This is a genomic window from Stenotrophomonas sp. YJH_SMC_21 (assembly GCF_059369555.1).
In genome coordinates, this window is sequence record NZ_JCAFSU010000001.1 from 319,022 (window position 1) to 343,629 (window position 24,608).

The window sequence follows — 24,608 nt, forward strand, 5'->3', positions numbered from 1 at the left end:
CGACGGGCCAGCGCGATCGGCGGTGTTGCGGATTACTCGCTTTCCAATGCGGCGGCAGGCGCCGCGCTCTGCGTAGCCGCCGTGCGTGCACGGTCCATCGCCACCGCCAGTTGCTGGCGTGCGAGCAGCTGTTGTGCCTGCACCACTTCAGGTGTCGGCAGGAGCACCGGTCCCGGTGCGTTTTCCGGTGTAGCAGGTGTGGTCATGCAACCTCCATGGACATCCCGCCGCCGCACGGATTCAGCTGGTGCGGCAGCGGAACTGCGCACCCTATCCTAAAAACAAGGCGGGCGGGTGACGGTGCGCGCCCCTGCCGCAGCAGCCGGAACAAGGCCGGCGTCACATTTTTGACGGTGACGCTTGGATCCTGAATAGGACTTGTCCTATCATGAAAACGTTTTCTCACAGGGATGTCTCCCCCAATGAATACCACTGACCTGTCCCAGTTCAGCCCGAAGTGGCAGTTCCGCTTCAACTTCTTCCGCCAGCACGGCGCCCCCAAGAACCCCGGCTTCAAGCAGGCCTGGAAGGCGCTGTCCTTTGGTGACCGCCTGAAGATCAACCTGAACTTCTTCGCGTTGTTCTTCGGTGCCATCTACCTGCTGATTCTTGGCATGTGGCGCAAGGCACTGGTGGTGATCGGCATCAACATCGCGCTGGCCATCATCACCATGTTCCTTCCGGACGTCGTCGGGCGCATGCTGTTCATCGCCATGAACCTGCTGGTCGCCTCCAGCACCAACTACAGCTACTACCTGGAGAAGGTGGAAGGACGTACCAGCTGGAACCCGTTTGAAGGAATGTTCTGAGCCATCAGACCTGCGCAGGATGCGCGGCAAGGATGCAACCGACGCCCGGCCCCCGCCGGGCGTCTTCGTTTCCGGGATCAGGCCGCGCGGCGGGCCATGGCCTCCGGTTCGGCCTGCAGGCGGAAGCGCGAGACCGCCACGGCCAGCTGCTCGGCCTGCTCCTCCATAGCCCGCGCCGCGGCGCTGGCTTCCTCCACCAGCGCGGCATTCTGCTGGGTGGTCTCATCCATCTGCACCACGGTCTGGTTGACCTGCTCGATGCCGGCGGACTGTTCACGCGACGCAGCCGAGATCTCGGCCATGATCTCGTTGACGCGCCCCACCTGGCCGACGATGGCCTGCATGGTACGGCCCGCACCGTGCACCAGCTGCGCACCGGCACCGACCTGCGCCACGGATGCGTCGATCAGCTCCTTGATCTCCTTCGCTGCGCCCGCCGAGCGTTGCGCCAGCGCGCGCACTTCGCTGGCGACCACCGCGAAGCCGCGGCCCTGCTCACCGGCCCGCGCCGCTTCCACCGCCGCATTCAACGCCAGGATGTTGGTCTGGAAGGCGATGCCGTCGATCACCGATATGATCTCGGCGATGCGCTGCGAGGAAGCCTCGATCTGCTCCATGGTCTGCACCACCTGGTTGACCACTTCCCCGCCCTCGCTGGCAACGTCAGCGGCGGATCCTGCCAGGGTATTGGCCTGCAGCGCGTGGTCGGCGTTCTGGCGCACGGTGGAGGTCAGCTCCTCCATCGAGGCGGCGGTTTCTTCCAGGTTGGCGGCCTGCTGCTCGGTACGACGCGAGAGATCGCTGTTGCCCGCAGCGATCTCACCCGCCGCCAGGCGGATGCTGGCGGCCGACTGCTGGATCTGGCCGACGATCTGGGTCAACTGCTGCACGGTGCTGTTGGCATCGTCGCGCATCACCGCGAACACGCCATGGAAATCACCGCGCATGCGTGCGCTGAGGTCGCCGGCGGCAATCGCGCGAAGCAGCGTCGAAAGCTCAGCCAGGTTGTGATCGCTGACCTGCATCATGATGTTGAGGGTCTCCACCATGCGGCGGAAATCGTGGTCGAAGCGCTGGGCATCACCGCGTACAGCGAAGTCGCCGGCCGCCGCGGCGGCGGCCAGCTGCTGGATCTGCTCGTTGATCGCGGCCAGGTTGCTCTTGGTGGTGGCCATCGCTGCGGTGAACACCGCCTTCTCGCCCGGCAGCGCTTCCATGTCCACGCTGAGGTCACCCACCGCGTAACGCTGCATCACCTCGACCAGACGCTGGGTGACCGCATTGCTGGAAGCCACCAGCTGGTTGCTGTCGGCCACCATGCGGCCGTACTCGCCGGGGAAGGCAGTGGCGTCCATGCGGTAGCTCAGCTCGCCAGCATCGTGGCGGCGCGCCATTTCCGCCTGCGCCGCCATCACCGCCTGCAGCTGCCCGCGCATGCCCTGCATCGCGTCCAGCAGGCGGCCCACTTCATCGTTGCTGCGCGCAGGCAAGGTGCTGTCGAGCTTGCCGGCGGCGACGTCACCCGCCACCCGCACCGCTTCGGCCAACGGGCGGATCGCCAGGCGGCGCAGCAGCACATAGACACCGGCACTCAGCGTCAGCGCGGCCACCACGCCCACCAGCAGCGTCAACCACAGCAGCTGGCGCGCCTCGGCCACGATCACCGCGTGCGGCATCACCACGCCCAGCGCGAAGCGCTGCGGGGCATTGCCCACGCGTAGCGGCACGTAGACGCGCACGTTGCCGGCTGCATCGGGCGTGAAGGCTTCGAACCGGCGGTCGGCGGCGATGTCGGCCAGCATGCTGCGGGTCAATGCGTCGGTGCGCGGCTTGCCGATCTCGGCGGCATTCGCCGAGGCCAGCACCACGCCGTTGGGCGAAAGCAGCTCGACGCGGCCTGCGCCCATCGGCGTCAGCGTCGCCAGGTGCTTCTGCAGCGCCGCCAGCGAGAAGTCGACGGTGAACACGCCGAGGAAGGTACCGTTTTCGACGATCGGCGAGCTCAACGTGCTCATCAGCACCTGCTGGCCGGCGATGTCGTAGGCATAGGGCTCGCTGACCTTGGGCAGCTTGTCGCGGCTGGGTACCACATACCAGTCGGCCGAGCCGTCGGCGGCTTCGGTGTAGTCGGTCATGGTCGACTGCTGCGGCTTGCCGTCATGCCAGGCCCAGTAGCTCATGTAGCGGCCGCTGGCATCGTGCATCGCGGTATTGGCGAACTCGGCATCCTTGCCATCGAAGGCATCGGCCTCCCACATGGTGCTCTTGCCGAGCCACTCCGGGTGGGTGCGCAGCTGCTCGCCCAGCACGGCAGCCAGGCTGGCGCGATCGGGCACGTCGCCCCGCGCACGCTGGGCGAGCACGGCTTCGACCATGGCATCGTTGCTGGCGAACGCCGTGCCCAGGTCGGCGGCGACCTGGCGCGCTTCGGCATTGGCCTCGCTGGTCATGGTCTGGCGCGAGGCATCGATCAGGCTGGCACTGGCCTGGCGATAGATCAGGAACGCCGTCAGGCCGAAGCACAGCAGCGCGATGACGGCGGTGCCCAGCATCAGCTTGTGGGCGATGCTGCCCGGGCGGCGGGCAGCGGCGGAACGGGAAGAAGGCATGGAGGGGTCCGCAAGGCAGTTCAGGACGACCGGCGCCGGGAGGGCACCGCGCAGGCGCGCGATCCGTCGCGCAGGCCACCGGCCGCCGGGACCCGCCCGGCGCAGGAAGCGCACCGGGTTAGCGGCCGCCTGCCAACGAGGTTGAGGCGACCGGCCTACACATTCCTGAATCCACTCAGGGACGGGGAGGGATCCGTCCCCGCGTCCCCTATTCGGCCACCCGATCCTTGATCCACTCCGCGCGTGGCAACACCTCGATGCTGCCTGCGGCGTACTGCTGCAGCACGGCGTCCGGCCCGAAACGCGGCTGCCACCCCAGCTCCCTGCGGATGCGGGCGCTGTCGTAGACGCGGTCGACGCTCAGCGGCAACGGCCAGCCGCGGCGCTCGAACTCGGCCAGCAGCTGCGGTACGCGCCGGGCCAGTACATTGCGCGGCTGGGTGGCCAGTTCCAGGCAATCCTCGCGCCGGAACGGGGTCGCGGCGCAGGCGATGTAGCGGGCGAAGGCCGGCCCCTCATCCAGCAGCAGCGCGGCATGGGCACTGGCCACGTCACGGGCGTCGATCCCACGATGCAACCGGAACATCGCCATCCGTTCCGGCGGTTCCGGGAAGCAGCGCCCCATCCGCAGCACGCGCACCCCGAAGTCCGGTGCGGCGGCAGCTTCAGCCAGGGCCTCGGCCTGCAGCTTGCTGCGGTGGTAGATCGTTCGCGGCAGCGGCTCGGTATCCTCATCGATCCAGCGGCATCCCCCTGCCACCACCGCGTGGCCGTACAGCGCGGTGGTACTGGTCAACACGAACCGTCGTGCGCCTGCCTCGCGCGCCGCCTGCAGCAGGTGCGCAGTCGCGTCCACGTTGATCTGCTGGAACACCGCGTCCGGTACCAGGCCGACGTGTGGCGCATGCAGGGCCGCGGTATGGATGACCGCGTCGACGCCCTGCACCGCGCGCACGACGGCTTGATGATCGGTGACATCGGCAATGATGCGCGTGGTGGCAAACGGACTGCGGTCCAGACCCACCACTTCATGGGCAGCCGCCAGCGCGCCGAAGATCGCGCGCCCGATCCGCCCGGAACTGCCGGTCAACAGAATCTTCATTGAGTCCATTCACTCGAAGCGCCCGGGAACTACCGGGATGCTTCGATTCTAGGCATGCAACGGAACATCTGCGATAGGACGACCGCGCAACTGTGCGTTCATCTTGACGACTTCGGCGGAGCCAGCAGTTGACGTGCGATGGAGAGTGGATCGTCGCCGCCTGCCGCGTCGGGCGCGACACCGGTCCGTTCGCAGTTGACACCGGTCCGCAGTTTGATCGGTTGCCGGTCCGGAACGCTGATCTGATAGCCATCGGGCAGCAGCACAGGATCATCGAACATATGTGCGGCACCGCCACTGCGGCCGCCGGCCTTGCCGCGCATCCGAGGGCCGGCAGTGAATACGCGACGAATGCGGCCGCCGGGCCGGCTGCGTGATCATCCCGGTGCGCAGGGCGCGTGAAAACCGGGGCGAAGATGGCGACCTGGACTTAGCGTGCGATGGCCAAGCATGGACGCCGTCGTCCACGAAGGCGGCGTCCACACTGCAGGAGATTTCACATGACTGAGCAGAAACCGCGCAGCTCCAACCGGGGCTTCGCCTCGATGGACCAGGACAAACAGCGCGCGATCGCCGCCAAGGGCGGGCGCGCGGCACATGCCTCCGGCAATGCGCACGAATTCAGTCCGGCCGAAGCACGTGTCGCAGGCCGCAAGGGCGGCGAAGCGATCAGCCGCGACCGCCAGCACATGGCCACGATCGGACGCGAAGGTGGACACGCACGCCACGCCAACGCGCGCCAGCAGCAACAACAGCCTCAGGCGATCGAACGCACGGCAGGGGACCCGCAACGCCAGCAGAGCTGAATGCTGCGCGTCAAGCCGATGCACGCTGCCGATGCAGCCCAAGCGCCGCAAGCAGGGCCAGCGCACCCGCCACCGCCATCGCCCAACCGAACCCGCTGGCCATCGCACTGCGGTACCAGGTCAGCACCTGCGGCGTGGCGTGCATCGAGCCCGGGTGCAGGATCAGTTCACGCGCCTGCGCAACAAGCCGCTGCTGCCCTGCGGCCTGTGCGCAGGCGGTGAACTGCTGTACGGCACGCTGGCCCATCAGGCTGCCCATCAGCGCGATGCCCAGGCTCATGCCTGCCTGGCGCAGCGCGTTCATCGTGGCTGACGCGATACCTGCACGTTCGGCCGGTGCGTTGGCCATGATCGCCATGCCGGTCGCCGGCACCGCCAGCCCCATTCCAATGCCAAGCAGCATCAGCACGGCAGTGGCATGAGCGCGCGAAGTAGCCGGTTCGAACGTGGCCATTGCGCACAGCGCCACACCGGCCAGGACGTAGCCCAGCACCAGCGCGGCATGCAGCCCGAGGCGGGCAACCAGGCGCCCGAACAACAGCGAGACAACACCCATCAACAGGAACTGGGGAGCCAGCTGCGAGCCTGCCAGCGCGGCGCTGTGCCCCTGTGCCTGCTGGAAGAACAGCGACAGGAAGAACAGGCTCGCGTAGCCGGTGAAGCCCAGCACGAACGAGGCCAGGTTGAGCATGCGGAAGCGACCGTCGGCGAACAGGTCCAGCGGCAGCAGTGGCCGTGCCACCCGCCGCTCGACGATGCCGAACAGGATCAGCCCCGCAGTTGCGGCGCCCAGCGCCAGAAGCGTCACCGGGGCCAGCAGGCCCTGCTCGCCGATCGCGATCAGGCCATAGCACAGCGCGCCCAGCGCGCCGATACTGAGCAGCTGCCCGGCCGGATCCAGCGCGGCGTGCTGCGGGTGCCGTCGCTCGGCGATGCCCCAGGCGCCAAGCACAAACGCCAGCAACCCCAAAGGCAGGTTGATCAGGAAGATGCTGGGCCAGCCGGCCCGCTGCACCAGCGCACCGCCGAGCAACGGGCCAAGCACCAGGCCCAGCGCGCTGAAGGCGGACCAGCCACCGATCACGCGTGCACGCTGGCCCGGATCGGGAAATGCGTGACTCAGGATCGGCATCGCACTGGGAATCAACAGCGCACCTGCCACGCCCTGCACCGCGCGCCCGGCGACCAGGGTCGAAAGGTCGTTGGCGCAGGCGCACAGCAGCGAGCCCATGGTGAAGGTGGCGACGCTCAGCAGCCACATCCGCCGATGACCGTAGCGATCCCCCAACGGACCGGCCGACAGCATCAGCGCCGACAGTGCGATCGCATAGGCGTTGATCACCCATTGCAGGCCCGCCATGTCGGTCTGCAGCGCCTGCTGCAGGGTTGGCAGGGCCACGTTGACGATGCTGATGTCCAGCGAAGCGAGGAATGTACCGAGGTAGGCCGCCAGCACCAGGGCGGGCCGTTGGAGGCGTCTCATGCGTGGATCCGGGGGGAGGATGTGCGCGCATCCTATCGACTGACTGACCGTCGGTCAATGACTGGCGGTCAGTCAGTGCGAAGGGGCAGCTAGAATGGCGTCCGTCACACCCGGATACCGCCCACCATGCAGACCCCAGCTGTCGCCAGGCCTCGCACCAAGCCCGCCGAAACCCGCCAGGAGGAACTGATGGACGCCGCGCAGGCGTTGTTCCTTTCGCAGGGTGTGGACGCCACCACCATCAGCGACATCGTCGCCGCAGCCGACGTGGCCAAGGGCACTTTCTATACCTATTTCGCCTCCCGCACCGAGATCCTGCAGGCGCTGGCGCAGCGCTACACGCGGCAGTTCATGGACGAGGTCGAGCAGGCAGTGCAGCAGCACCCTGCCGGTGATGGCGCAGCGCGCCTGCGCGCCTGGATCCGCGCCAACATCGAGATCTACGCGCGCACCCACGCGTTGCATGACGTGGTGTACGCCAACCATCACCACCACCAGCGGGGCAATGCCGAGCGCAATGCGATCCAGCAGCAGCTGCTGGGCATCCTCGAAGCGGGCAACGCAGCCGGACTGTGGCAGCTGCCTGCTCCACAGGTCACCGCCTCGTTGATCTATGCCGGCGTGCACGGTGCCACCGACGACCTGATTGCCACACCCGCACAGGATGCCGATGCCTTCATCGCCGCTGTGGAAGCGGATTGCCTGCGCATGGTCGGCGTTCCGGCAGCGCCGACGCGCAGCGGCAGACGCCGCTGAAGGAACGCTTCCCGCTCAGGTGTGGGCGAGAATGTTCAACAGCCGCCCGAACGGGTCGCGGACGAAGAAACGACGCACTCCCCAAGGCTCGTCGGCAGGGCCATACTCCAGCGGGATGCCGGCCGCGTGCATGCGCTCCAGCACCTGCTGCAGGTCGTCCACTTCGATCGACAGATCGGGCACCGCGGTGCCGGAACCCCCTTCGCTGGCAAAGCTCACCTGCGCCAGCGCACTGCCCTGCCCGCCATGGGTGACGATCCAGCCATGATCCATCACCACCGGCATGCCCAGCAGCCCGCCATAGAACGCTGCGGCACGCGCCGGGTCGGGCGTGGCGATGTTGGCGACAATGCGTTTGACGGCCATGTGCAGCGGCTCCGGTGCGATTTCCCATCCTCGCCGCTGCATGCATGGCCCGCAAGCGGGCTCAGGCCAGATGCCCGCATCGCCATCTGAGGCGATCGCTGGAACAGAAGAGCCCCGTCGATGACGGGGCTCCGCGTACGGCTCAAACGGCGCGACTCACACGCCCATGCACAGATCGACCACGCAGGTGTTGTACGCCTGCTGGCATTCACCGGCATCGGTGCCACTGGCCAGGCACATCTGATAGGCCCGCCAGCACGGCTGGTCGCAGGGCTCGACCGGCCCTGCCACCGCCACCGAACCGGTACACGCCAACGCGAACACCGCCACTGCGATCACCTTCCTGACAACACGCATCGCCATCACTCCTTGATAAGCCTGGTGAGCCCAGGCCGGCCCACGTTAGCGAGGACACGGGGAGACGAAGTGAAGCCCACTGTCACGCACACTTAACCTGTTCACAATTTTCCTTTCACATGCATGGGGGATGTCGCCACGGATTGGCGTTAACGGCCTTGTTGCCCGTCCACCAAGGAAGTTGCCCGATGAATCACCCGCTGCACGGCCGTTCGTCCCACTCCCGCTCCCGCTCCCCGCTGCACAGCCGCCTCGCGCTGGCCGTGTCCAGCTCCCTGTTGCTTGCCGCTGCCGCGCCCGCCATGGCCGGCGAGGCGCTGGACGCATGGCAGCAACAGCGCCAGCTGCAGGCGGCGTGGGCACAGCCCGCCGTCAGCGCGCCTGCAGCATCGACGGCCGCCACGCCCGCGGCAACCGGCACCGCCCTGCTCGGCAATCCGGGCGATGCCGCCAGCTGGCGCAGCGATGAATTCAACGCCGACTGGGGCCTGGGTGCCATGGGGGCCGACCACGCGTATGCCCGCGGCCTGACCGGCAAGGGCGTGCGCCTGGCGCTGTTCGACACCGGCTCGGCACTGGCTCACCCCGAATTCGCCGGCCGCAACACCTCCAGCATCACCATCGGCCCGAACTGTGCGTCACCGGGAACCGTCGGCGGTACCGGCGCGTGCAGCCAGACACAGGGTGATCAACCGGGTATCAACTACTACACGCTCGGCGCGGGCGTGCCTGCTTCCCTGCAGGCCAACATCATTGCCGCAGGCCGTGAATGGGGTTTCCGCTATGCCGATCACGGCACGCATGTCCTCGGAACCATTGGCGCCAACCGCAATGGCACGGGGATGCACGGCGTCGCCTTCGGTGCCGATCTGACGACCGCCCGTGTATTTGGTGACACTTACTACGAATGGAGGCGCCAGGCGAGCGGAGGCTACCTGCCTGAAGCCGTGGAACGGACGGATCCCGATGGGGCCGCAAGGCTGGACATGTACGCGCAGCTGCAGGCACAAGGCGTGCGTGCCATCAATCACAGCTGGGGCATCTCCACCCGGAACATGACCGTGGCCGCACTGGATGCCCAGTACGCACGCATCGGTGCCGGCTACGACGTATACGGAAGCATCTACAAGGACAGTGCGAACGCCCCCGCTTCGCAGTTGATCCAGGTCTGGTCGGCCGGCAATGGCAGCGGCGCCGTCGCCGGTATCACCGCGGCCCTGCCGCGCTGGAAGCCGGAGATCGAGCCCTACTGGCTGGCCGTCGCCAACGTTCGCCAGCCCAATACAGCCAATGGTGAAACCGACTACGTGATCAACGCAGGCTCGAGCATCTGTGGCGCTGCCGCCAACTGGTGCATTTCCGCACCCGGCACGGCAATCCTCAGCACCATCGTTTCCGGTGACATCCAGGGGCGGCTGGAGAAGACCGCAGACTACGTCCGTCTTCTCATCGACAGCCAGAATCCCACGTACGACTACGGCCTGAAGACCGGCACGTCCATGGCCGCCCCCCATATCACCGGCGCACTCGGCCTGTTGATGGAGCGCTTCCCCTACCTGGACAACGCCCAGGTGCGCGACGTCCTGCTGACCACCGCGCGCGATCTCGGTGCGGCAGGCGTCGACCCGATCTACGGCTGGGGCATGGTTGACCTGCGCAGGGCCATCGAGGGCTATGGCTCGCTGCGCGTGGATACCAACGTGGTGATGAACCAGAGGGCCGGCGGCCTGAAGGTGTGGGAGGGCGATGCCTGGGACGACTGGACCAATGACATCGGCGGCCCCGGCACGCTGACCAAATCCGGCATCGGTTGGCTGCGCCTGAGCGGCGACAACAGCTTCAACGGCGCGGTGCTGCGCGAGGGCACGCTGGAGTTGAACGGCAGCAACACCCTCACCTCGGCGGTCGATGTGCAAGGCGGCCGGTTCCTGCTCAACGGCAGCCTGGTCTCCACCGCACTCACCACCACCGGTGGCGTCAGCACGGTCAGCGCCAGCGGCGTTCTGAAGGACGGGAACCTGACCGTCAATGGCGGCGTGGTGTCCTTCAATGGCATGCAGACCGGCGGCACCACCACGGTCGGCAGCAACGGCCTGCTGAAGGGTATCGGCACGTTGGGCAGCACCCGAGTGGACGGCACCATCGCGCCCGGCAATTCGATCGGCACGCTGACCATCAACGGCGACTACGTGCAGGGCGCGACCGGCGTCTACGCCGCCGAACTCGCGCCTGGCGGGCGCAGCGACCAGTTGCACGTGACCGGTACCGCCACCCTCGGCGGCACGCTGGTCGCGTTGCCGGAACCAGGCATCTACTATCTCGGCGAGCAGTTCAACTTCATCCGCGCCGACGGTGGCATCAACGGCCAGTTCGCGAAAACCGACTTCAGCGCGTTCTCGCCGTTCCTGCAGTTCAGCCTCGCCTACGGCACCAATGGCACCCGCATCGACGTGGCACGTGGTGCCTCGCTGGCCAGCGCCGCCGCCACCCCGAACCAGCGCGCGGTGGCCGCCGCGGCGGACCTGCTGGCAATCAACCAGGGCCTGCCCAAACCGCTGACCCAGCTGTTCCCGCAGCAGGTCGGCGGCGTGCTCGACGGCCTCAGCGGCGAACTGCACGCAGCCACGCCGCTCGCACTGGTGGAAGGCAGCCGCTACGTTCGCGATGCCGCGCTGTCCCGCCGTGCAGGTGCAGTCGCGCCAAGCGCCGATGCGGGCGACGCCACCGGCGCCTGGGTGCAGGCTCTGGGCGGCAACAGCAGGCTGGACGGCAACAGCAATACCGCCCGCACCGAAGCCAACAGCAACGGCCTGCTGGCCGGTATCGACCACGAGTTCTCTGGCTGGCAGGTCGGCGTGCTGGCTGGCACCGGCCGCGCCGACGTCAAGCAGCAGGCGCTTCGTGCCAAGTCGAAGATCGACAACACCCACTTCGGTGCATATGCCAGTCACAACTGGGGCGGCCTCGGCCTGCGTGGCGGCGTCGCCTGGAGCAAGCACAAGGTGAAGAGCACCCGCGATGTCGACTTCGCAGGGTTCAGCGACAGCCTGAGCGCCCGCTACAACGCGCATACCCGCCAGGCCTTCATCGAAGCCGGCTACCGCTTTGGTGGCCCGGAGGCCGGGCTGGAACCCTACCTGCAGGTCGCGCGCGTGGAGGTGGACCTCAAGCCGATCAACGAGCGCGGTGGTGCAGCCGCCCTGCACGGCAAGGTGGATGACACCGGCACCACGATCGCCACCGCGGGCCTGCGCTTCGACAAGGGCCTGAAGGCATCGTTCCAGCAGGACAGCTGGCTGCACCTTCGTGGTGGCGTGGGCTATCGCCGTGCCTCGGGTGACCGCAGCCAGCTGGCCGACCTCGCATTCGCCAACAGCACCACCACCTTCGCGGTCGAAGGCGCCCCGATTGCCGACAGCGCCGTTGTGGCCGAGCTGGGGCTGTCGGCCTGGCTGACCCCGCGCCAGCAGCTGGAGCTGGGTTACAGCGGCCAGTACGGCAGTGAAAGCCGCGACCACAGCGCCAACATGCGCTGGTCGGTTCGCTTCTAGACGCGTGTTCTCCTGACGGTTTGGGGCGGCCTCAGGGCCGCCCCTTTTTTATGGTTCTTCTCCCATCTGAGGGGAGAGGCTCACGGCCGACCCGCTAGATTGTGGTTGTCGAGACTACAAACTGGGGCCGGCCGTGGCCAAGCTGGATTGTATGCCGTTGCTGGGATGCTGGGCGGGATATCGCCTGGATGGATGGCGGCGGGAGGCGCGTGGCGGAGCCACTTGGCTGGTGCTTTCGCTGCTGCCTGATTCACGCCGCCGCCGACGCTGTAGCGGATGTGGCAAGTGGGTGGTGGCCATCCATGACCAGACGCTCCGGCGGGTCCGTGATCTACCCGTGTTCGATGAGCCGGTCGAGCTGGAAGTCCAGCGCCAGCGGCTGGCCTGTCCTCGCTGCGGGCCAAAACTTGAGCATCTGGATTGGCTGGAGCGACATGCCCGGGTAACACAACGGCTGGCGCAGAGCGTGGCACGCATGTGTGCCACGGCCTCCATCCATGCCACCGCAAAGTGGCATAGCCTGGACTGGAAGACGGTCAAGGCGCTTGATTTCAGGCATCTGGTGCGGACGCTGGGTCCGGTGGACCTATCGAACGTCCGGGTGATCGCGATGGATGAGTTTGCGATCCAAAAGGGGCATCGCTACGCCACGGTGGTGGTCGAACCATCACGCAAGCGCGTGCTTTGGGTCGGTCGAGGACGCAGCCGCGCAGACGTACGTCCCTTCTTTGAGCTACTCGGAAAGGACGGCTGCGAACGCATCCAGGCGGTTGCTATGGACATGAATTCGGCATTCGACCTGGAAGTGAAAGCCCAATGCCCAAACGCCGAAGTGGTCTACGACCTGTTCCATGTGGTGGCCAAATACGGTCGGGAGGTCATCGACCGGGTCCGCGTGGATGAAGCCAACAGGCTGCGTCAGGACAAACCTGCCCGGCGTGTGGTGAAGACCTCTCGCTGGCTCTTGCTTCGCAACCGGCAGAACGTCCCGGCCGATCAACGAGTGAAGCTCAAGGAGCTGCTGGCTGCCAACAAGGCCCTATTGACGAGCTATGTGCTGAAAGACGACTTGAAGCAGCTCTGGCGCTACCGTAGCCAGGCCTGGGCAGCAAAAGCGTGGAAGAGCTGGCGACAGCGCGCATTGCGTAGCCGCCTGGAGCCCCTGCGAACGTTTGTCCGTCGCCTACAGCCCTATCTGCCAGGCATCCTGGCTCATTGCCGATGGCCCCTTGGAACGAAGCTGGTCGAGGGAATCAACAACAAGATCAAGGTCATCAAGCGCGTCGCCTACGGATACCGAGACGACGCCTATTTCTTCCTCAAAATCCGTGCAGCCTTCCCCGGAGTTGGGTGAAGAACCTTTTTTATCCACGCCCCAGGGCTGTGCGCGATACCCCAGGATCATCGCGTCCTGGATCCATCCGTGGCAGATCAAGCGCGAATGGTGACCGACTGAAGCCCGGTCGCCCAACCATTGCAACCGGTGGAATTCAAGACCTCAAGCCGGACCTTCTTCCCCGATGTCAGCGCCGCCAGTGCCGCCGCATACGCTTCCTTTGCGCCCGGCATGGACATATCGATGGTGAAGATGTCCGTACTGCAGAGGTCCATGCTCGAAACGTGCACGTACACGACTCCCGCGGTGCCCCCAATGTACGGACGCAGCGAAAGGATCGTCAGATTGTCGCCGGACGGCTCCGCCTTCAGTGGTGCAGACAGGCACAAGGCCAACGTCAAGGCCAACCCCGCTCCCAACCTCCTGCGGAAGCCCGGCGTCGCGTCACTCATCATCATGTAGTTCCCCTGTGGATTCAGACATCAGGCCTCAGGCATCGTCACGGCCCTCAGCTGCATTACCCCGGAGGTGCAGCCGTCGACACGCAATCCGACACGCAGCTTGTTCTGCCAGGCGATGAGCAGCATCGAGACCATCTCCCTCTGCATCGGATGATCATTGAGGAGAATGAAGCGATTGCCACCCCCACAATCCGAGCCCGCTGGAAGCACACCTTGCGTCACCAGGTAGAACCCTTCCCCGCCCCAGCCAGTTGCGACGGATACGATCCGATGGCCTTCCAGATTGTAAGGCTCAGCATTTGCCGTTGAGGCCAGGCCAGTTCCCAGCACTGCCACCACCGCCAGCAGGACCTTGCCGCCGATGGCGCCACGCGGGCGCGATACAGCACGTACTCCAGCCATGTTCTTCCTTTCCCCTGTCATGAACAACCGGTTGACGGTGCACTGCGCCCCGTGCAGTCCGCTACGCTCAGCCCAGCAGCAGCTGGTACAGCAGGGGCACGATGTCACCCTGCGGACGCTGGACATGCGAGACATCGGACACCGGCGTGCAGCTCCCCGTGGCGCCACAGGCAAGCACGCGATACGCATAGCTGGTGGCAGGGCGTGCGGCCGACGTCCAGTTCGCGGCGTTGCCTTCGTAGACCGTGGTCCAGGTCACCCCGTCCACGCTTTCCTCGACGACGTAGCGGACGGCAGAGGCCACAGGCGACCACCCAACGAAGTCCTTCGCGGCCGGCGAACGCCGCATCGGCACCGCTGCCTTGGCGACCAGGCTTCCGCCCAGCGTGATGTAGTCGGTCCGTTTGTCCTCGCGCTCGCTCGCCTGGTAGCGGAGGACGCCGGCGTGGTCGTACATCGAGGTGATCCGTCCGAACGATGAGTCTGTCTGTGTGCGGCGACCGTCAGCATCGTAACGGTAGCTCTCGGAACCTGCCGCCGCACGCAGCCGGTTGCCGAAGTCGAAGGCGAACGGCTGTCCGTTCTTCGCCCGCAGATTGCCCTGCGCATCGTAGGCCAGGCCGACCACGGTTGACCCTCCGCACCCGTTGATCTTCACGTTGGTCAAGCGCCAGGCGTTGTCATAGCAGTAGTGATGGTCACGGCCGAGAATCGTCACCCGCGTGAGGTTGTCCAACGCGTCATAGCTGTAGCTCGCCGAGCCGAACATGGGCGAGGAAGCCGAAACGAGCCGATCCAGCGCGTCATAGCCCAGATTGCGGTTGCCACGTTGGTTGCGGCCCGTGGCACCGTCAGTGATTGCCATCACATTGCCGACCGCATCGTAGTCGTAGCCGTCGCTGAGGATCCGGGTTGCGCCAAGGGTGTCCTGGCTTTCATCCGGCAACTGGCGCGCGTTCTGCACCATCGTGTGGACAATACCGTTGCCATAGGTGAACCGACGAATCGCCCCGTTGGGGTAATAGACCACGCCAGCGGCGTAGGAGCCCGCCTGCCCGGCCTGTCCCAGTGCGTTGGGCGCATACGCGACCACGTTGCCGGAGGGATAGCGATGCGCGGACAGGTTGCCCAGTGCGTCGTAGGCATACCCCATCGCCAGCGCTTCGCCATCGGTAGGGCTCTGCACCTCACCGATGAGCAACCCGCGACGGTTGTACGCATAGCTGTTGTGCGTCTCCACCCCGGCGTTCAACGTGGTGACCTGCTTGACCAGGCCATCGGGCCAGTAGCTCCAGCGCTGGTTGCCATTGCCGTCGGGGAACTGCAGTGATGCGAGCCGGTTGCGTGCGTCATAGGAACGCACCACCCGGCGCCCGCTCGCCGCGGCAATGTCCTGGTTGCAGTTGCCTGCATCGGACAGGTCCAACCCCTGCGCGCTTCCAACCGGGTTCGATGCGGCGTCGTAGTCAATTACGGTGGCGCCGGTTTCCGGTTCGATCGTCTTGCACAACCGCTGCGCCGCATCGTAGACATAGCGCCGGGTCGACGTCACCGAGCCATTGCTGGCCCTGCGGGTGATCGACGTCGGCTTGCCGAAGACGTCCCGCGGGATATCCAGCACGGCTCCCTCTGCCAGTTCGATACGTACCGGCCAGTCAAGCTTCGCGGCATCTGCACCGGTGTAGGTCACGACGGTCGGGATACCCCTGGCATTGGTCGTGCGCACGCGCCGCCCCGGCAGGTACTCGGTTGTGCTGACCAGCGCGCCAATCTCGGAATCCTGGCTGACCTGGACCACCCGCCCAAGTGCGTCGTACGTCGTACGGACGCCAGTTCCGGCGTCCTGGACCGTACCGACCCCCGCGACAGGATAGGACTGGAAGGTGACCCGCCCCTCCGTGTCATAGGCGGTCACCGAGGCCCGCTGCGTGCCGGCTTCATTGCCCGCGTCGTACTCGCGCACCAGCAATGGGCGCCACAGCGCATCGTAGTAGGTGACCTTGCGCGCATTGCCGGTGCTGACCGTCTGCCGCCAATGACCGGCAGGAATGCCGTACTCGGCGCCGCCCACCTGGGCAAACTGTGTCGTGGTGGACGCCCAGTCCACCGTATCGCCGTCGGGGTAGTCGACCAGCGACATGCGCCCCATCGCGTCGTAGTCGTAACGCGTGGTGTTGCCCCGGCCATCGGTGATCCAGCGTATCCAGCCATTGTCATCCACGCCGGCAGACTGGGTCGAACCATCCGCATACTGGATGTTCCCGGGGATGCCGCGCTTCCAGCCGGACAGGCTCACCGTATTGCCACGCCCATCCACCACGGCGCGAACGGTACCGTCGCTGTTGTAGTGAATGGTCTGCTGGAGCTGGCCGAAGGCATGGATCCGCTGGGGCTTCGCGGTGGCCGGGTCATAATCCACCTGGGACTCGGTCCGGCCCGTGTCCTGGTTGACCGACGTCCGGACCTGGCCAAGCACCCACTTCGACAGATCATCGTGATAGGTGATGACGTTGGTCTTGCTGTAGGACTGCGCCCCCGCACTTCCCACAACCGTGCCCAGCAACATCATCGCGGAAAGTGCATTGACTCGACGCATCGTCAGTGGGCCTGTTCGCAATGGATGGCGATGGGACAACCAGGACCAGGCAACGGAAAGACCGGCGAAGCGCACATCACAGCAAACCGCGCACACGCACAGAACCGGACGCGGCTGCATCCGGTTGGCGATTGACGTTGATGCTGGACGAAGCCCCCTTCGTCATGCCGCGCCTGTTCCCTGGACTCGGCCAAGTATAACCATGGAAACGGGGCCGGACGCCCGGTCCTTCGCGGCCCTGCCGGGCTGCGAAGGTTCCCGGGCCATGACGCGCCCCCGGGGCTCGACGGCCGCGATCGGCCGCCCGGCGCGGGACGTCAGGCGGCCTTCATGGCGTGCTTGCGTGCCCGCATGACGTTGTGGCACTCCTGCACATCCGGCAGCAGCTGGGTCACTTCCTGGCGCACCGCCGGCGGCAGATCGTTGTCCTGCAGCACATCCTTGAACGCGCCCAGCAGGCGGTCTTCGGATTCTTCCAGTTCGGCCACGTAGCCGTAGTTGGTATCACCAAACGCGGCGCGCACCTTGCCGTAGAACTGCTGCATCGAACCGACCATGGTGCCGTGCTCGGCCGGCTTGCCGCCGCTGGCGGCAACCGAACCACTCAGCGCCGCGACGATCCGCGCCTTGACCCCGGCGATACGGGTGAACAGTGCCGACAGTTCGGCATCCTTTACCTTCGTTGCGGCTTCCTCATAGAAGGACTTGCCATCACGGGCGATCTCGATCAGGTCGTTGAGGCGATGTTCGATGGTGGACTGGGTGCTCATGGCGTCGCTCCTGTGTGCTCGAAAGTCAGTGGAGAATGGCAGCGCGTCGGCACTGCCTTCGACCTCACTATCATCGTCCTCGTGTGCCGGCCGGGTGAGTACGAATTGATGTACACATCACCATGCGGAACACGTGCTGACTTCTTCATTGCCGTCATCATTGAATGTTCACGGAAAAGACGCATGCGATGCCTGCCTCACCATGGCGCGATGACGATGATCAGGCTGATCAGCAGCGCAATTGCCAGAATCACCAGCAGCACATGCCATTGCTTCCAGCTGGGTTTCGGCTTGCCAGGCGTATTCATCGGCGGCCTCCTGTGTATGCCGGGAAAGGAGCTGCCAGACTGAAGCGAAACGACATTGCACAACGTCGACGCGACGTGCACTCCCCGTGCAGGACAGCGGCCAAAGGCGCGCGAAGATAACGCGTCCATAACGCAGTTCAAATGTGAGCGGGATGTTAGGTTCCTCTCGATTCCGGGTAACGGAATGCAGACCGGTCGTAGCGCCGCGCGCATTGCGACCACACAACGGATTTGGAGAGAGAAACAATGCACTACAAATACACTCTGCTTTCGGCAGGGATCGGCGCCGTGTTGGCTGCCGTTTTCTCGCCGGCTGCCAATGCACAGGACGATGCTGCGAAGTCTCCGAAGAACCTGGACCGCATCCAGGTGACGGGATCGGCGATACGCAGCGTGGATGTGGAAACCCAGCAGCCGGTGCTTGCCATCTCGCGCAAGATGATCGAGCAGCAGGGCTTCACCACCATCGCCGACGTCCTGCAGAACCTCACGTCGGCCGGCGCACCAGCGCTCTCGCGTTCGCGCACGCTGTCGTCCGGCGAAGACGTCGGCGGCAGCTACGCAAACATCCGCAACCTCGGGGCCACCCGCACCCTGGTGCTGGTGAACGGCAAGCGCCTGGGCGCCAGCACCAGCGGCCTGCAGGACCTGAGCCAGATTCCGATGAGCGCGGTCGAGCGCATCGACGTGCTCAAGGATGGCGCCTCGGTGCTCTACGGATCCGACGCCATCGCCGGTGTCATCAACATCATTACCCGCAAGAGCGTCGAGGGGCTGGAGCTTTCGGCGCAGCATGGCCAGTTCAGCCAGGGCGACGGCAAGGACAGCACGTTCTCGCTCGTTACCGGCGCGCGCGGCGAGCGAGGTGGCTACACCTTGGCCCTGGAATACCAGAAGGCCGACCCGGTGTTCGCCCGCGACCGCTGGTTCTCCAAGCATGGTGGTTCGGGGCCGGGTTATCCGCGCGCGGGCTGGAGCGACCTCAGCCAGAACGGCTCCTGGTGTGACCCGGCGCTTTACGACTGTGCCACCGGAAATTCCGTGTTCAAGACACTCAATCGTGGTGGCGACCCGAAGAACCCGAACGACTACCATCCGATCACGCCGGCCGAGTATTCCAACGGCAACGAGCAGATGCATGTGCAGACCGGCATCGAGCGCCGGTCGCTGTTCCTCAGCTCCGACTATGCACTGAGTGACCAGATCACCTTCACCACCGATATCGGCTACAACGAGCGCATCTCGGACCAGCAGATTGCCGGCTACCCCTACGAATCGACCAAGTTCGGGACGCCGCTGGCCGGCAACAGTGCGTTCAATCCGGTCGGCCATGACATCGCCTTCAACCGCCGCCTGTGGGAGCTTCCGCGCACGACCGAAAGCAAGCTGAAGTCGCTGCGCATGGCACCGACGCTGTCGGGCTACTTCGAACTGGCCAGCAAAACGTTCGACTGGGAGGTGGGCGCGCTGTTCAACCGCAACGAGGTGACCAAGACCGGCCGTGGTGACATGAGCCTGATCGCCTCGCGCCAAGCGCTGGGACAGTCCTTTGTTGATGGCAACGGTGTAGCACGCTGTGGCAGCGCAGGTGCACCGATCGCCGGCTGCCTGGCCTGGAATCCGCTGCTGCCGTACGGCGTTGCTGGCGCCGGCTCGCTTGCCGACCCGGAACTGCAGCGCTTCCTGTTCCCCACGTTCACCGATACCGGCATCACCAAGACCCGAAGCTACTTCGCCAACATCTCCGGCCCGGTGCTGGAACTGCCGGCGGGCGAGCTCTCGGTGGCGATGGGCTACCAGTACCGCAAGGAAGAAGGACGCTACGTTCCCGACGCCTTTGCCCAGTCGCGCCAGAGCACTGCACTGGGGGCACAGACCACTGCAGGCGGTTACAGCCTCAATGAAGTCTTCGCCGAAGTGAATGTGCCGGTGCTGCGTGACCTTCCGTTCGCCAAGGAGCTGACCGTCAACGTTGCGGCACGCTATTCCGACTACAGCAACTTCGGCAGCACCACCAACACCAAGGCCAGCTTCGCCTGGCGCCCGGTCGAGGAGCTGATGGTCCGCGGCACCTTCGCCGAGGGCTTCCGTGCTCCCAGCATCTCCGACCTGTATGGCGGCCTGGGCACCAGCTTCGAAACCTACGTGGACCCCTGCGGCATCGGCGCCACCAACAGCGTCAACGGCAACGCGGCCTGCAACGCCGCCGGTGTTCCGCGTGGCTACGAGCAGCTGGCCCAGGGCCTGAAGCCCTGCACCAGCTACCCGTGCGCCACCCCGAACGAGTTCACCACGGGCTCGAACCCGAACCTGCGCCCGGAAGAGTCCAAGAGCAAGACCGTCGGTGTGGTCTGGAGCCCGCGCTGGGTCAACGGTCTGGACATCAACCTGGACTGGTACAGCTACAAGATCACCAACATGATCATCGAGGACAACGTCGATCGCATCCTCCGTGACTGCTACGTGCTGGGCAATGCCTCGCGCTGCGGCAGCGTCAAGCGTGCCGCTGATGGCCACATCACCAGCATGTTCTACGGCCTGACCAACCTCGGCGCGATGAAGACCGAGGGGTGGGACCTGGGCATCCGTTACCGCCTGCCGGAGTACGCGTTCGGTCGCTTCACCCTTGACCTGCAGAACAGCTACGTCTCCAAGTACGACGAGGAGAAGCAGAACTCGGCCGGTGACACCATCATGGACGGTCGTATTGGACGCCCGGGGGTGTTCCGCCTGCGGTCCAATCTCGGCGTCAACTGGCAGCTGGGCAACCTCTCGGCCCAGTACACGGTGCGCTACTACTCCGGGATGATGGAAGGCTGCATGCCAAACCGGCCCTGCACCGCGCCCGAACGCATCGCCAACGGCGAACCGGATGCCGTGCGCAGGGTCGGCTCGAATGCGTTCCACGACATCCAGGTCAGCTACAGGCTGCCCTGGGATGGCACCGTGGCAGTGGGCTCGAACAATGTGTTCGACCATCGCGGCCCGATCATGTTCTCCAAGCCGCAGAGTTCCTTCCCCTACTACGGCGGCTTCGATATCGGCCGCACGGTGTACGTGAAGTACTCGCAGCGCTTCTGACCGTAGCGTCCGTGCACGTGGCCGGCGGAAGGGGAGTTCCGCCGGCCACGCCGCACACAACCTCCACCCAATCTCCACGCTACTTCGACCCAATCTCCAACATCCCCGGCAACACTGGCGCAACGGCAGCAGATGGAGCAGGCAAGCGAGGATCGCCCGCGCGGCATCCACCTCGCCCGACCTCTCCGGATTCACCACTGAATGCGATGGACCACCCCCTCCCCGCTGCGGGGATGAGGCTGGTCCAAGGGAAGCAAGCGATGACAACGGCAGTACACAGTGGCTTGACCGATCTGGTCATGGATGCGCAGCGCTACCTGCGCCGGATCCTGCCCGGCCTGGCCTCGGTGGTCGGCCCCGTGGCTGCGGCACGCTTCATCCCGCAGACCATGGCCTCGCGCTATCACATCGCCGAGCTGACCCTCTATGGTGAAACGCCGGCGATGCTGGCAGTTCCACGCGTCCCGGGCGAATCCAGCAGCCGCGTCATCCAGGATGTGAAAGTGCTGCGCTCAGCGGCAAAGGCCATGGTGCTGTATGTCTCGCCGTACCTCACCCCCACCCAGCGCAGGTTCCTGGTCGAGAACCATATCGACTTCGTGGTACCGCACAACCAGCTGTACGCCCCCAGCCTGGCGATCGAGTTCCGCGATGCGCCCGACCACGAGAAGAAGGCGATTTCGCTGCTGCCTTCGGCGCAGGCCATGCTCATCCACGTACTCCTGTCCGGCCAGGCACGCTGGTGGTCACCGCGTGAGGTCAGCCGTGCTGCCGGATACACCTCGATGACCGCGTCGAGGCTCTCCGCTGAACTGGTCGGTCGCGGACTGGCCGAACGCTCCACCGGCGGACGCGAACGCTTCCTGAGACTCGCCGGCAGCCGCGGCGAGGTCTGGGCGAGAGCGCAGCCGTTCCTGCGCTCCCCCGTGCTGAAGGAAGTGGAGGTCTGCTGGGAACAGGTCGCCGACGTTCTGGCCCGACATGCTCAATCCGCCCCCCAGGCAGGGACGGAAGCAATGCTTGCGGTGCCGTCGAAAGACCACGGCATCACGCGCGCCCTGTACATCGATGCCTGGCGGAAGCTGGGGGCACTGCCTGCAGCCGGCCCCGACTGCACGCGCAGTGGAACGTTGCAGATATGGTCGTATCCGCCTGCCTTCACCGGTAGCGGTGACCGCGTGGACCCGCTGTCGCTGTACCTGAGCCTGCAGGGCAAGCGCGGCTACGACGCCGACGCGCTGGAACAGGAGGTGGAGCAGGCGCTATGCGGGACGACACGCCGCGGCTGAGGTCCGCGCGGGTCCGGCCCGACCGCGTCAGGACGCTTCGCCCCCACTCGCCATCGTCGCGCGCTTCGCTGCGTACTCGGCGAAGACCACACCGGATACCGCCAGCACGCCCCCTGCCAGTACCCAGCCACTGAGCGATTCGCCCAGCAGCAGCACGGCCAGTGCGGCGGTCACGATCGGCACCAGGTTGAAGAAGCCGGAGACACGCGCTGCGCCCAACCGTGACAATCCGGTCATCCAGGTCAGTGGGGCCAGGATCGACGCGCATACTGCCGCAAACCCGATGCAGCCGACCGCGGTGAGATTGTTCACCCCGGTACCGACCAGCAGCTGCGCCGGCAACAGGATCAGCGACGCGGCGGTGGCCTGCAGGAACAACGATTCCAGCACCGTCAGCGGGATCTTCCAGCGCTGCATCAGCACGTTGTAGGCGGCAAAGGCCAACGCACCGATCAGCATGATCGCATCACCGCGGTTCACGCCCTGAGCGGCCAATCGTGCCAGGTCGCCCTGCGAGACCACCGCCACCACCCCGACAGTGGAAATCACCGCACCGGCAATGGAGGTACCGCGCACCGGATGGCCCATGAACACGCGTGACAACGCCAATGCGAGCAGTGGAATCAATGCCTGGATCACGCCCATGTTGGTGGCCGAGGTGAAGTGCGCCGCATAGTAAGCAAGGCACTGGTACATCACCCCGCCCAGGCACCCCAGCAGCAGGAAGCGGCCAAGGTTGGCACGCACGGTCTGCAGGTTGTTGCGCAGCCGCGGCAGCGCGAAGGGCAACAGGACAATGGCCGCCACCAGCCAGCGGAAGAAACCAATATCGATGGGACCGACCGCGCCCGAGGCCAGCTTGGTCACGATGGTATTCGCGCCCCACAGCAGGCAGGCAAGGATTGGGAAGAGGTAGTTCAAGAGCGTGGGTGTACGTGGGGGAATGGCCAGCGTACGCTTGGCGCATATCGAGGACATCCTGAAAATGCGTCACTCCGACCCCGGGTTGCGGCAACCGATGGAGCCCATCCCCATCTTCCGCCAGCTGCCCGGTCCGGTCTACTTCCGGCAGGGTGCGATGGAGCCCACCGACTGGGGCACGCACAGCCATCCTTGGGGCCAGTTCAACTTCGTCGCACAAGGGGTGATGGAGATGAAGATCGACGGCGAGTGGATGGTGTCCCCGCCCCATTACGCGATCTGGATCCCACCGGGAATGCCCCACTATTCGCGCAACCGGTCGCGGTTGGCCTATCGCTCGGCCTACCTGTCGCCGGCGTTGTCACGCCGCCTGCCCGAGCGTTGCAGTGCGCTGGAAGTCAGCCCATTGCTGCGCGAGCTGCTGCACGAGCTGGCGCGACAGGGCGTGACCGATCCGCGGACGCCGGCCCAGCGGCGCATGGCCGCCGTGGTGATCGACCAGATCCTCAATGCCGCAGTGCTGCCCAGCTTCCTGCCGATCGCCAGCAGCGATGCCCTGAAACAGGTGATGGCGTACATCGAGAAGCACCTGTCCGCAGCCGAGTCGGTCGCCGATATCGCGCAGCGGCACCACATGAGCGTACGCAAGCTGGAGCGCATGGCACGCAGCGAGCTGGGCATGTCACTTGGTGACTGGCGCGGTCGGGTTAAGTTCGTGCGCGCCACCGAAGCGCTGTGCACACGCCGGCCGATCAGCCGGATTGCCGAGGAGCTGGGCTACTCCGGCGTCAGCGCCTTCGCAGAGATGTTCAAGCGGCACGCGCACTGCACGCCGGACCAGTACCGGAAACTGCATCGGGCGGGGTGAAGAGCGCATCGAGGGATGTCGATTTCCGCCCTCGTCGTTCGTCGGAACAGAAGAGCCAGGCCTTCCCGCCTGCAGGAGCGCCGCGATGTCCCCCATCCTCACCGCCTTTGCCACCTCCCCCGACCGCGGCCAGGGCCTGGCCCGTGACATGCGCGTGCGCTGGGCGCTGGAGGAACTGGGCGTGCCCTATGACGTGCAGCTGCTGACCTTCGCCGAAATGAAGCAACCTGCCCACCTGGCGCGGAATCCCTTCGGACAGATTCCCACCTGGCAGGAGGGCGACCAGGTCCTGTTCGAATCCGGCGCGATCGTCCTGCACCTGGCCGAACAGCATGCCGGCCTGCTCCCCGTCGGTCCGGATGCGCGCATGCGCGCAGTCATGTGGGTGTTCGCCGCGTTGAATACGGTGGAGCCACCCATCGTCGAGCGCTCGATGGCCTGGGTGCTGGAGCGCGAACAGCCCTGGTATGCACGGCGATTGGTGATGCTGGACGAGCGCGTGCGGATGCGTCTCTCACAACTGTCCGCGTGGTTGGGCGCGGCGGCGTGGCTGGACGGCGGGTTCAGCGTGGGCGACCTGATGATGGTCTCGGTGCTGCTGCGCCTGAAGAGCAGTGGCCTGCTCGACGAGTACCCGCTGCTGGTGGCCTATGTGGCACGGGCGACGCAGCGTCCCGCCTATCAGCGCGCGTTTGCTGCGCAGTTGGCGGTATTCCAGAACGGGTAGTTCCACGCCA

General features: G+C 65.7%; 20 protein-coding genes and 1 pseudogene. 9 read left to right on the forward strand and 12 right to left on the reverse strand.

The genetic code is table 11. The features are described from left to right. Positions 1–32: 32 nt before the first annotated feature. The gene (locus AC5P67_RS01405; RefSeq protein ID WP_005411154.1) at positions 33–206 is read right to left on the reverse strand and encodes a hypothetical protein; all 174 of its coding nucleotides are present in this window, start codon (positions 204–206) and stop codon (positions 33–35) included. Positions 207–422: 216 nt separating this feature from the next. Here AC5P67_RS01405 and AC5P67_RS01410 point away from each other — a divergent pair, with 216 nt between their 5' ends. Further along, positions 423–809, forward strand: coding sequence for a DUF2628 domain-containing protein (locus AC5P67_RS01410; RefSeq protein ID WP_024957921.1), 387 nt, complete (start codon positions 423–425; stop codon positions 807–809). Between the two features lie 77 nt (positions 810–886). On the opposite strand, the gene AC5P67_RS01415 is transcribed toward AC5P67_RS01410, so the two are convergent. From AC5P67_RS01415 to AC5P67_RS01425, 3 genes and pseudogenes are all read right to left on the reverse strand, one after another. After that, entirely contained in the window at positions 887–3,418 is a 2,532-nt protein-coding gene (locus AC5P67_RS01415) for a methyl-accepting chemotaxis protein (RefSeq protein ID WP_043034588.1), read from the reverse strand. Between the two features lie 208 nt (positions 3,419–3,626). After that, positions 3,627–4,520, reverse strand: a complete 894-nt coding sequence (locus AC5P67_RS01420; protein WP_005414561.1) for an NAD-dependent epimerase/dehydratase family protein — start codon at positions 4,518–4,520, stop codon at positions 3,627–3,629. 98 nt (positions 4,521–4,618) lie between these two features. Then, positions 4,619–4,899, reverse strand: a pseudogene (locus AC5P67_RS01425) (S41 family peptidase); the annotation flags it as partial. 121 nt (positions 4,900–5,020) lie between these two features. Between AC5P67_RS01425 and AC5P67_RS01430 the strand changes: the two are divergent. Further along, on the forward strand, positions 5,021–5,326 hold the full coding sequence (locus AC5P67_RS01430; RefSeq protein ID WP_308310170.1) for a KGG domain-containing protein: 306 nt from the start codon (positions 5,021–5,023) through the stop codon (positions 5,324–5,326). Between the two features lie 10 nt (positions 5,327–5,336). On the opposite strand, the gene AC5P67_RS01435 is transcribed toward AC5P67_RS01430, so the two are convergent. After that, complete coding sequence (locus tag AC5P67_RS01435) at positions 5,337–6,809, reverse strand: MFS transporter (protein WP_495214271.1); 1,473 nt, start codon at positions 6,807–6,809, stop codon at positions 5,337–5,339. Positions 6,810–6,935: 126 nt separating this feature from the next. Between AC5P67_RS01435 and AC5P67_RS01440 the strand changes: the two genes are divergently transcribed. After that, positions 6,936–7,565, forward strand: a complete 630-nt coding sequence (locus tag AC5P67_RS01440; protein WP_005414565.1) for a TetR/AcrR family transcriptional regulator — start codon at positions 6,936–6,938, stop codon at positions 7,563–7,565. Between the two features lie 15 nt (positions 7,566–7,580). Here the strand turns inward: AC5P67_RS01440 and AC5P67_RS01445 are convergent, their stop codons facing one another. After that, positions 7,581–7,931, reverse strand: a complete 351-nt coding sequence (locus AC5P67_RS01445) for a VOC family protein (RefSeq protein WP_005411161.1) — start codon at positions 7,929–7,931, stop codon at positions 7,581–7,583. Positions 7,932–8,087: 156 nt separating this feature from the next. Next, positions 8,088–8,288: a hypothetical protein gene (locus tag AC5P67_RS01450; protein WP_005411162.1), complete on the reverse strand. Its 201-nt coding sequence runs from the start codon at positions 8,286–8,288 to the stop codon at positions 8,088–8,090. A gap of 188 nt (positions 8,289–8,476) precedes the next feature. Between AC5P67_RS01450 and AC5P67_RS01455 the strand changes: the two genes are divergently transcribed. Continuing rightward, on the forward strand, positions 8,477–11,839 hold the full coding sequence (locus AC5P67_RS01455; RefSeq protein ID WP_308310171.1) for an autotransporter domain-containing protein: 3,363 nt from the start codon (positions 8,477–8,479) through the stop codon (positions 11,837–11,839). 151 nt (positions 11,840–11,990) lie between these two features. Then, on the forward strand, positions 11,991–13,193 hold the full coding sequence (locus AC5P67_RS01460) for an ISL3 family transposase (RefSeq protein ID WP_414491508.1): 1,203 nt from the start codon (positions 11,991–11,993) through the stop codon (positions 13,191–13,193). 77 nt (positions 13,194–13,270) lie between these two features. Here AC5P67_RS01460 and AC5P67_RS01465 read toward each other — a convergent pair whose 3' ends face one another. The 4 genes from AC5P67_RS01465 to AC5P67_RS01480 all read right to left on the reverse strand — a co-directional run bounded on the left by AC5P67_RS01465 (position 13,271) and on the right by AC5P67_RS01480 (position 17,404). Further along, the gene (locus tag AC5P67_RS01465) at positions 13,271–13,633 is read right to left on the reverse strand and encodes a hypothetical protein (RefSeq protein WP_099484406.1); all 363 of its coding nucleotides are present in this window, start codon (positions 13,631–13,633) and stop codon (positions 13,271–13,273) included. A gap of 24 nt (positions 13,634–13,657) precedes the next feature. Beyond that, a complete protein-coding gene (locus tag AC5P67_RS01470; RefSeq protein WP_005411165.1) occupies positions 13,658–14,038 on the reverse strand; it encodes a hypothetical protein in 381 nt (126 codons plus the stop codon). Between the two features lie 67 nt (positions 14,039–14,105). Then, entirely contained in the window at positions 14,106–16,634 is a 2,529-nt protein-coding gene (locus tag AC5P67_RS01475; RefSeq protein ID WP_111118250.1) for an RHS repeat domain-containing protein, read from the reverse strand. Between the two features lie 317 nt (positions 16,635–16,951). Then, entirely contained in the window at positions 16,952–17,404 is a 453-nt protein-coding gene (locus AC5P67_RS01480) for a PA2169 family four-helix-bundle protein (RefSeq protein WP_005411167.1), read from the reverse strand. Between the two features lie 554 nt (positions 17,405–17,958). Between AC5P67_RS01480 and AC5P67_RS01485 the strand changes: the two genes are divergently transcribed. Continuing rightward, on the forward strand, positions 17,959–20,793 hold the full coding sequence (locus AC5P67_RS01485) for a TonB-dependent receptor (protein ID WP_308310172.1): 2,835 nt from the start codon (positions 17,959–17,961) through the stop codon (positions 20,791–20,793). A gap of 260 nt (positions 20,794–21,053) precedes the next feature. Beyond that, positions 21,054–22,082 carry a hypothetical protein gene (locus tag AC5P67_RS01490; protein ID WP_308310173.1) on the forward strand — a complete coding sequence of 343 codons (1,029 nt, stop codon included), beginning with the start codon at positions 21,054–21,056 and terminating at the stop codon, positions 22,080–22,082. A gap of 27 nt (positions 22,083–22,109) precedes the next feature. Here the strand turns inward: AC5P67_RS01490 and AC5P67_RS01495 are convergent, their stop codons facing one another. Then, positions 22,110–23,060, reverse strand: a complete 951-nt coding sequence (locus AC5P67_RS01495) for a DMT family transporter (RefSeq protein WP_174522844.1) — start codon at positions 23,058–23,060, stop codon at positions 22,110–22,112. A gap of 7 nt (positions 23,061–23,067) precedes the next feature. Between AC5P67_RS01495 and AC5P67_RS01500 the strand changes: the two genes are divergently transcribed. Both AC5P67_RS01500 and AC5P67_RS01505 read left to right on the forward strand, forming a co-directional pair. Further along, on the forward strand, positions 23,068–23,871 hold the full coding sequence (locus AC5P67_RS01500) for an AraC family transcriptional regulator (RefSeq protein ID WP_099561696.1): 804 nt from the start codon (positions 23,068–23,070) through the stop codon (positions 23,869–23,871). Between the two features lie 85 nt (positions 23,872–23,956). After that, complete coding sequence (locus AC5P67_RS01505; RefSeq protein ID WP_024957910.1) at positions 23,957–24,598, forward strand: glutathione S-transferase family protein; 642 nt, start codon at positions 23,957–23,959, stop codon at positions 24,596–24,598. Positions 24,599–24,608 lie beyond the last annotated feature (10 nt).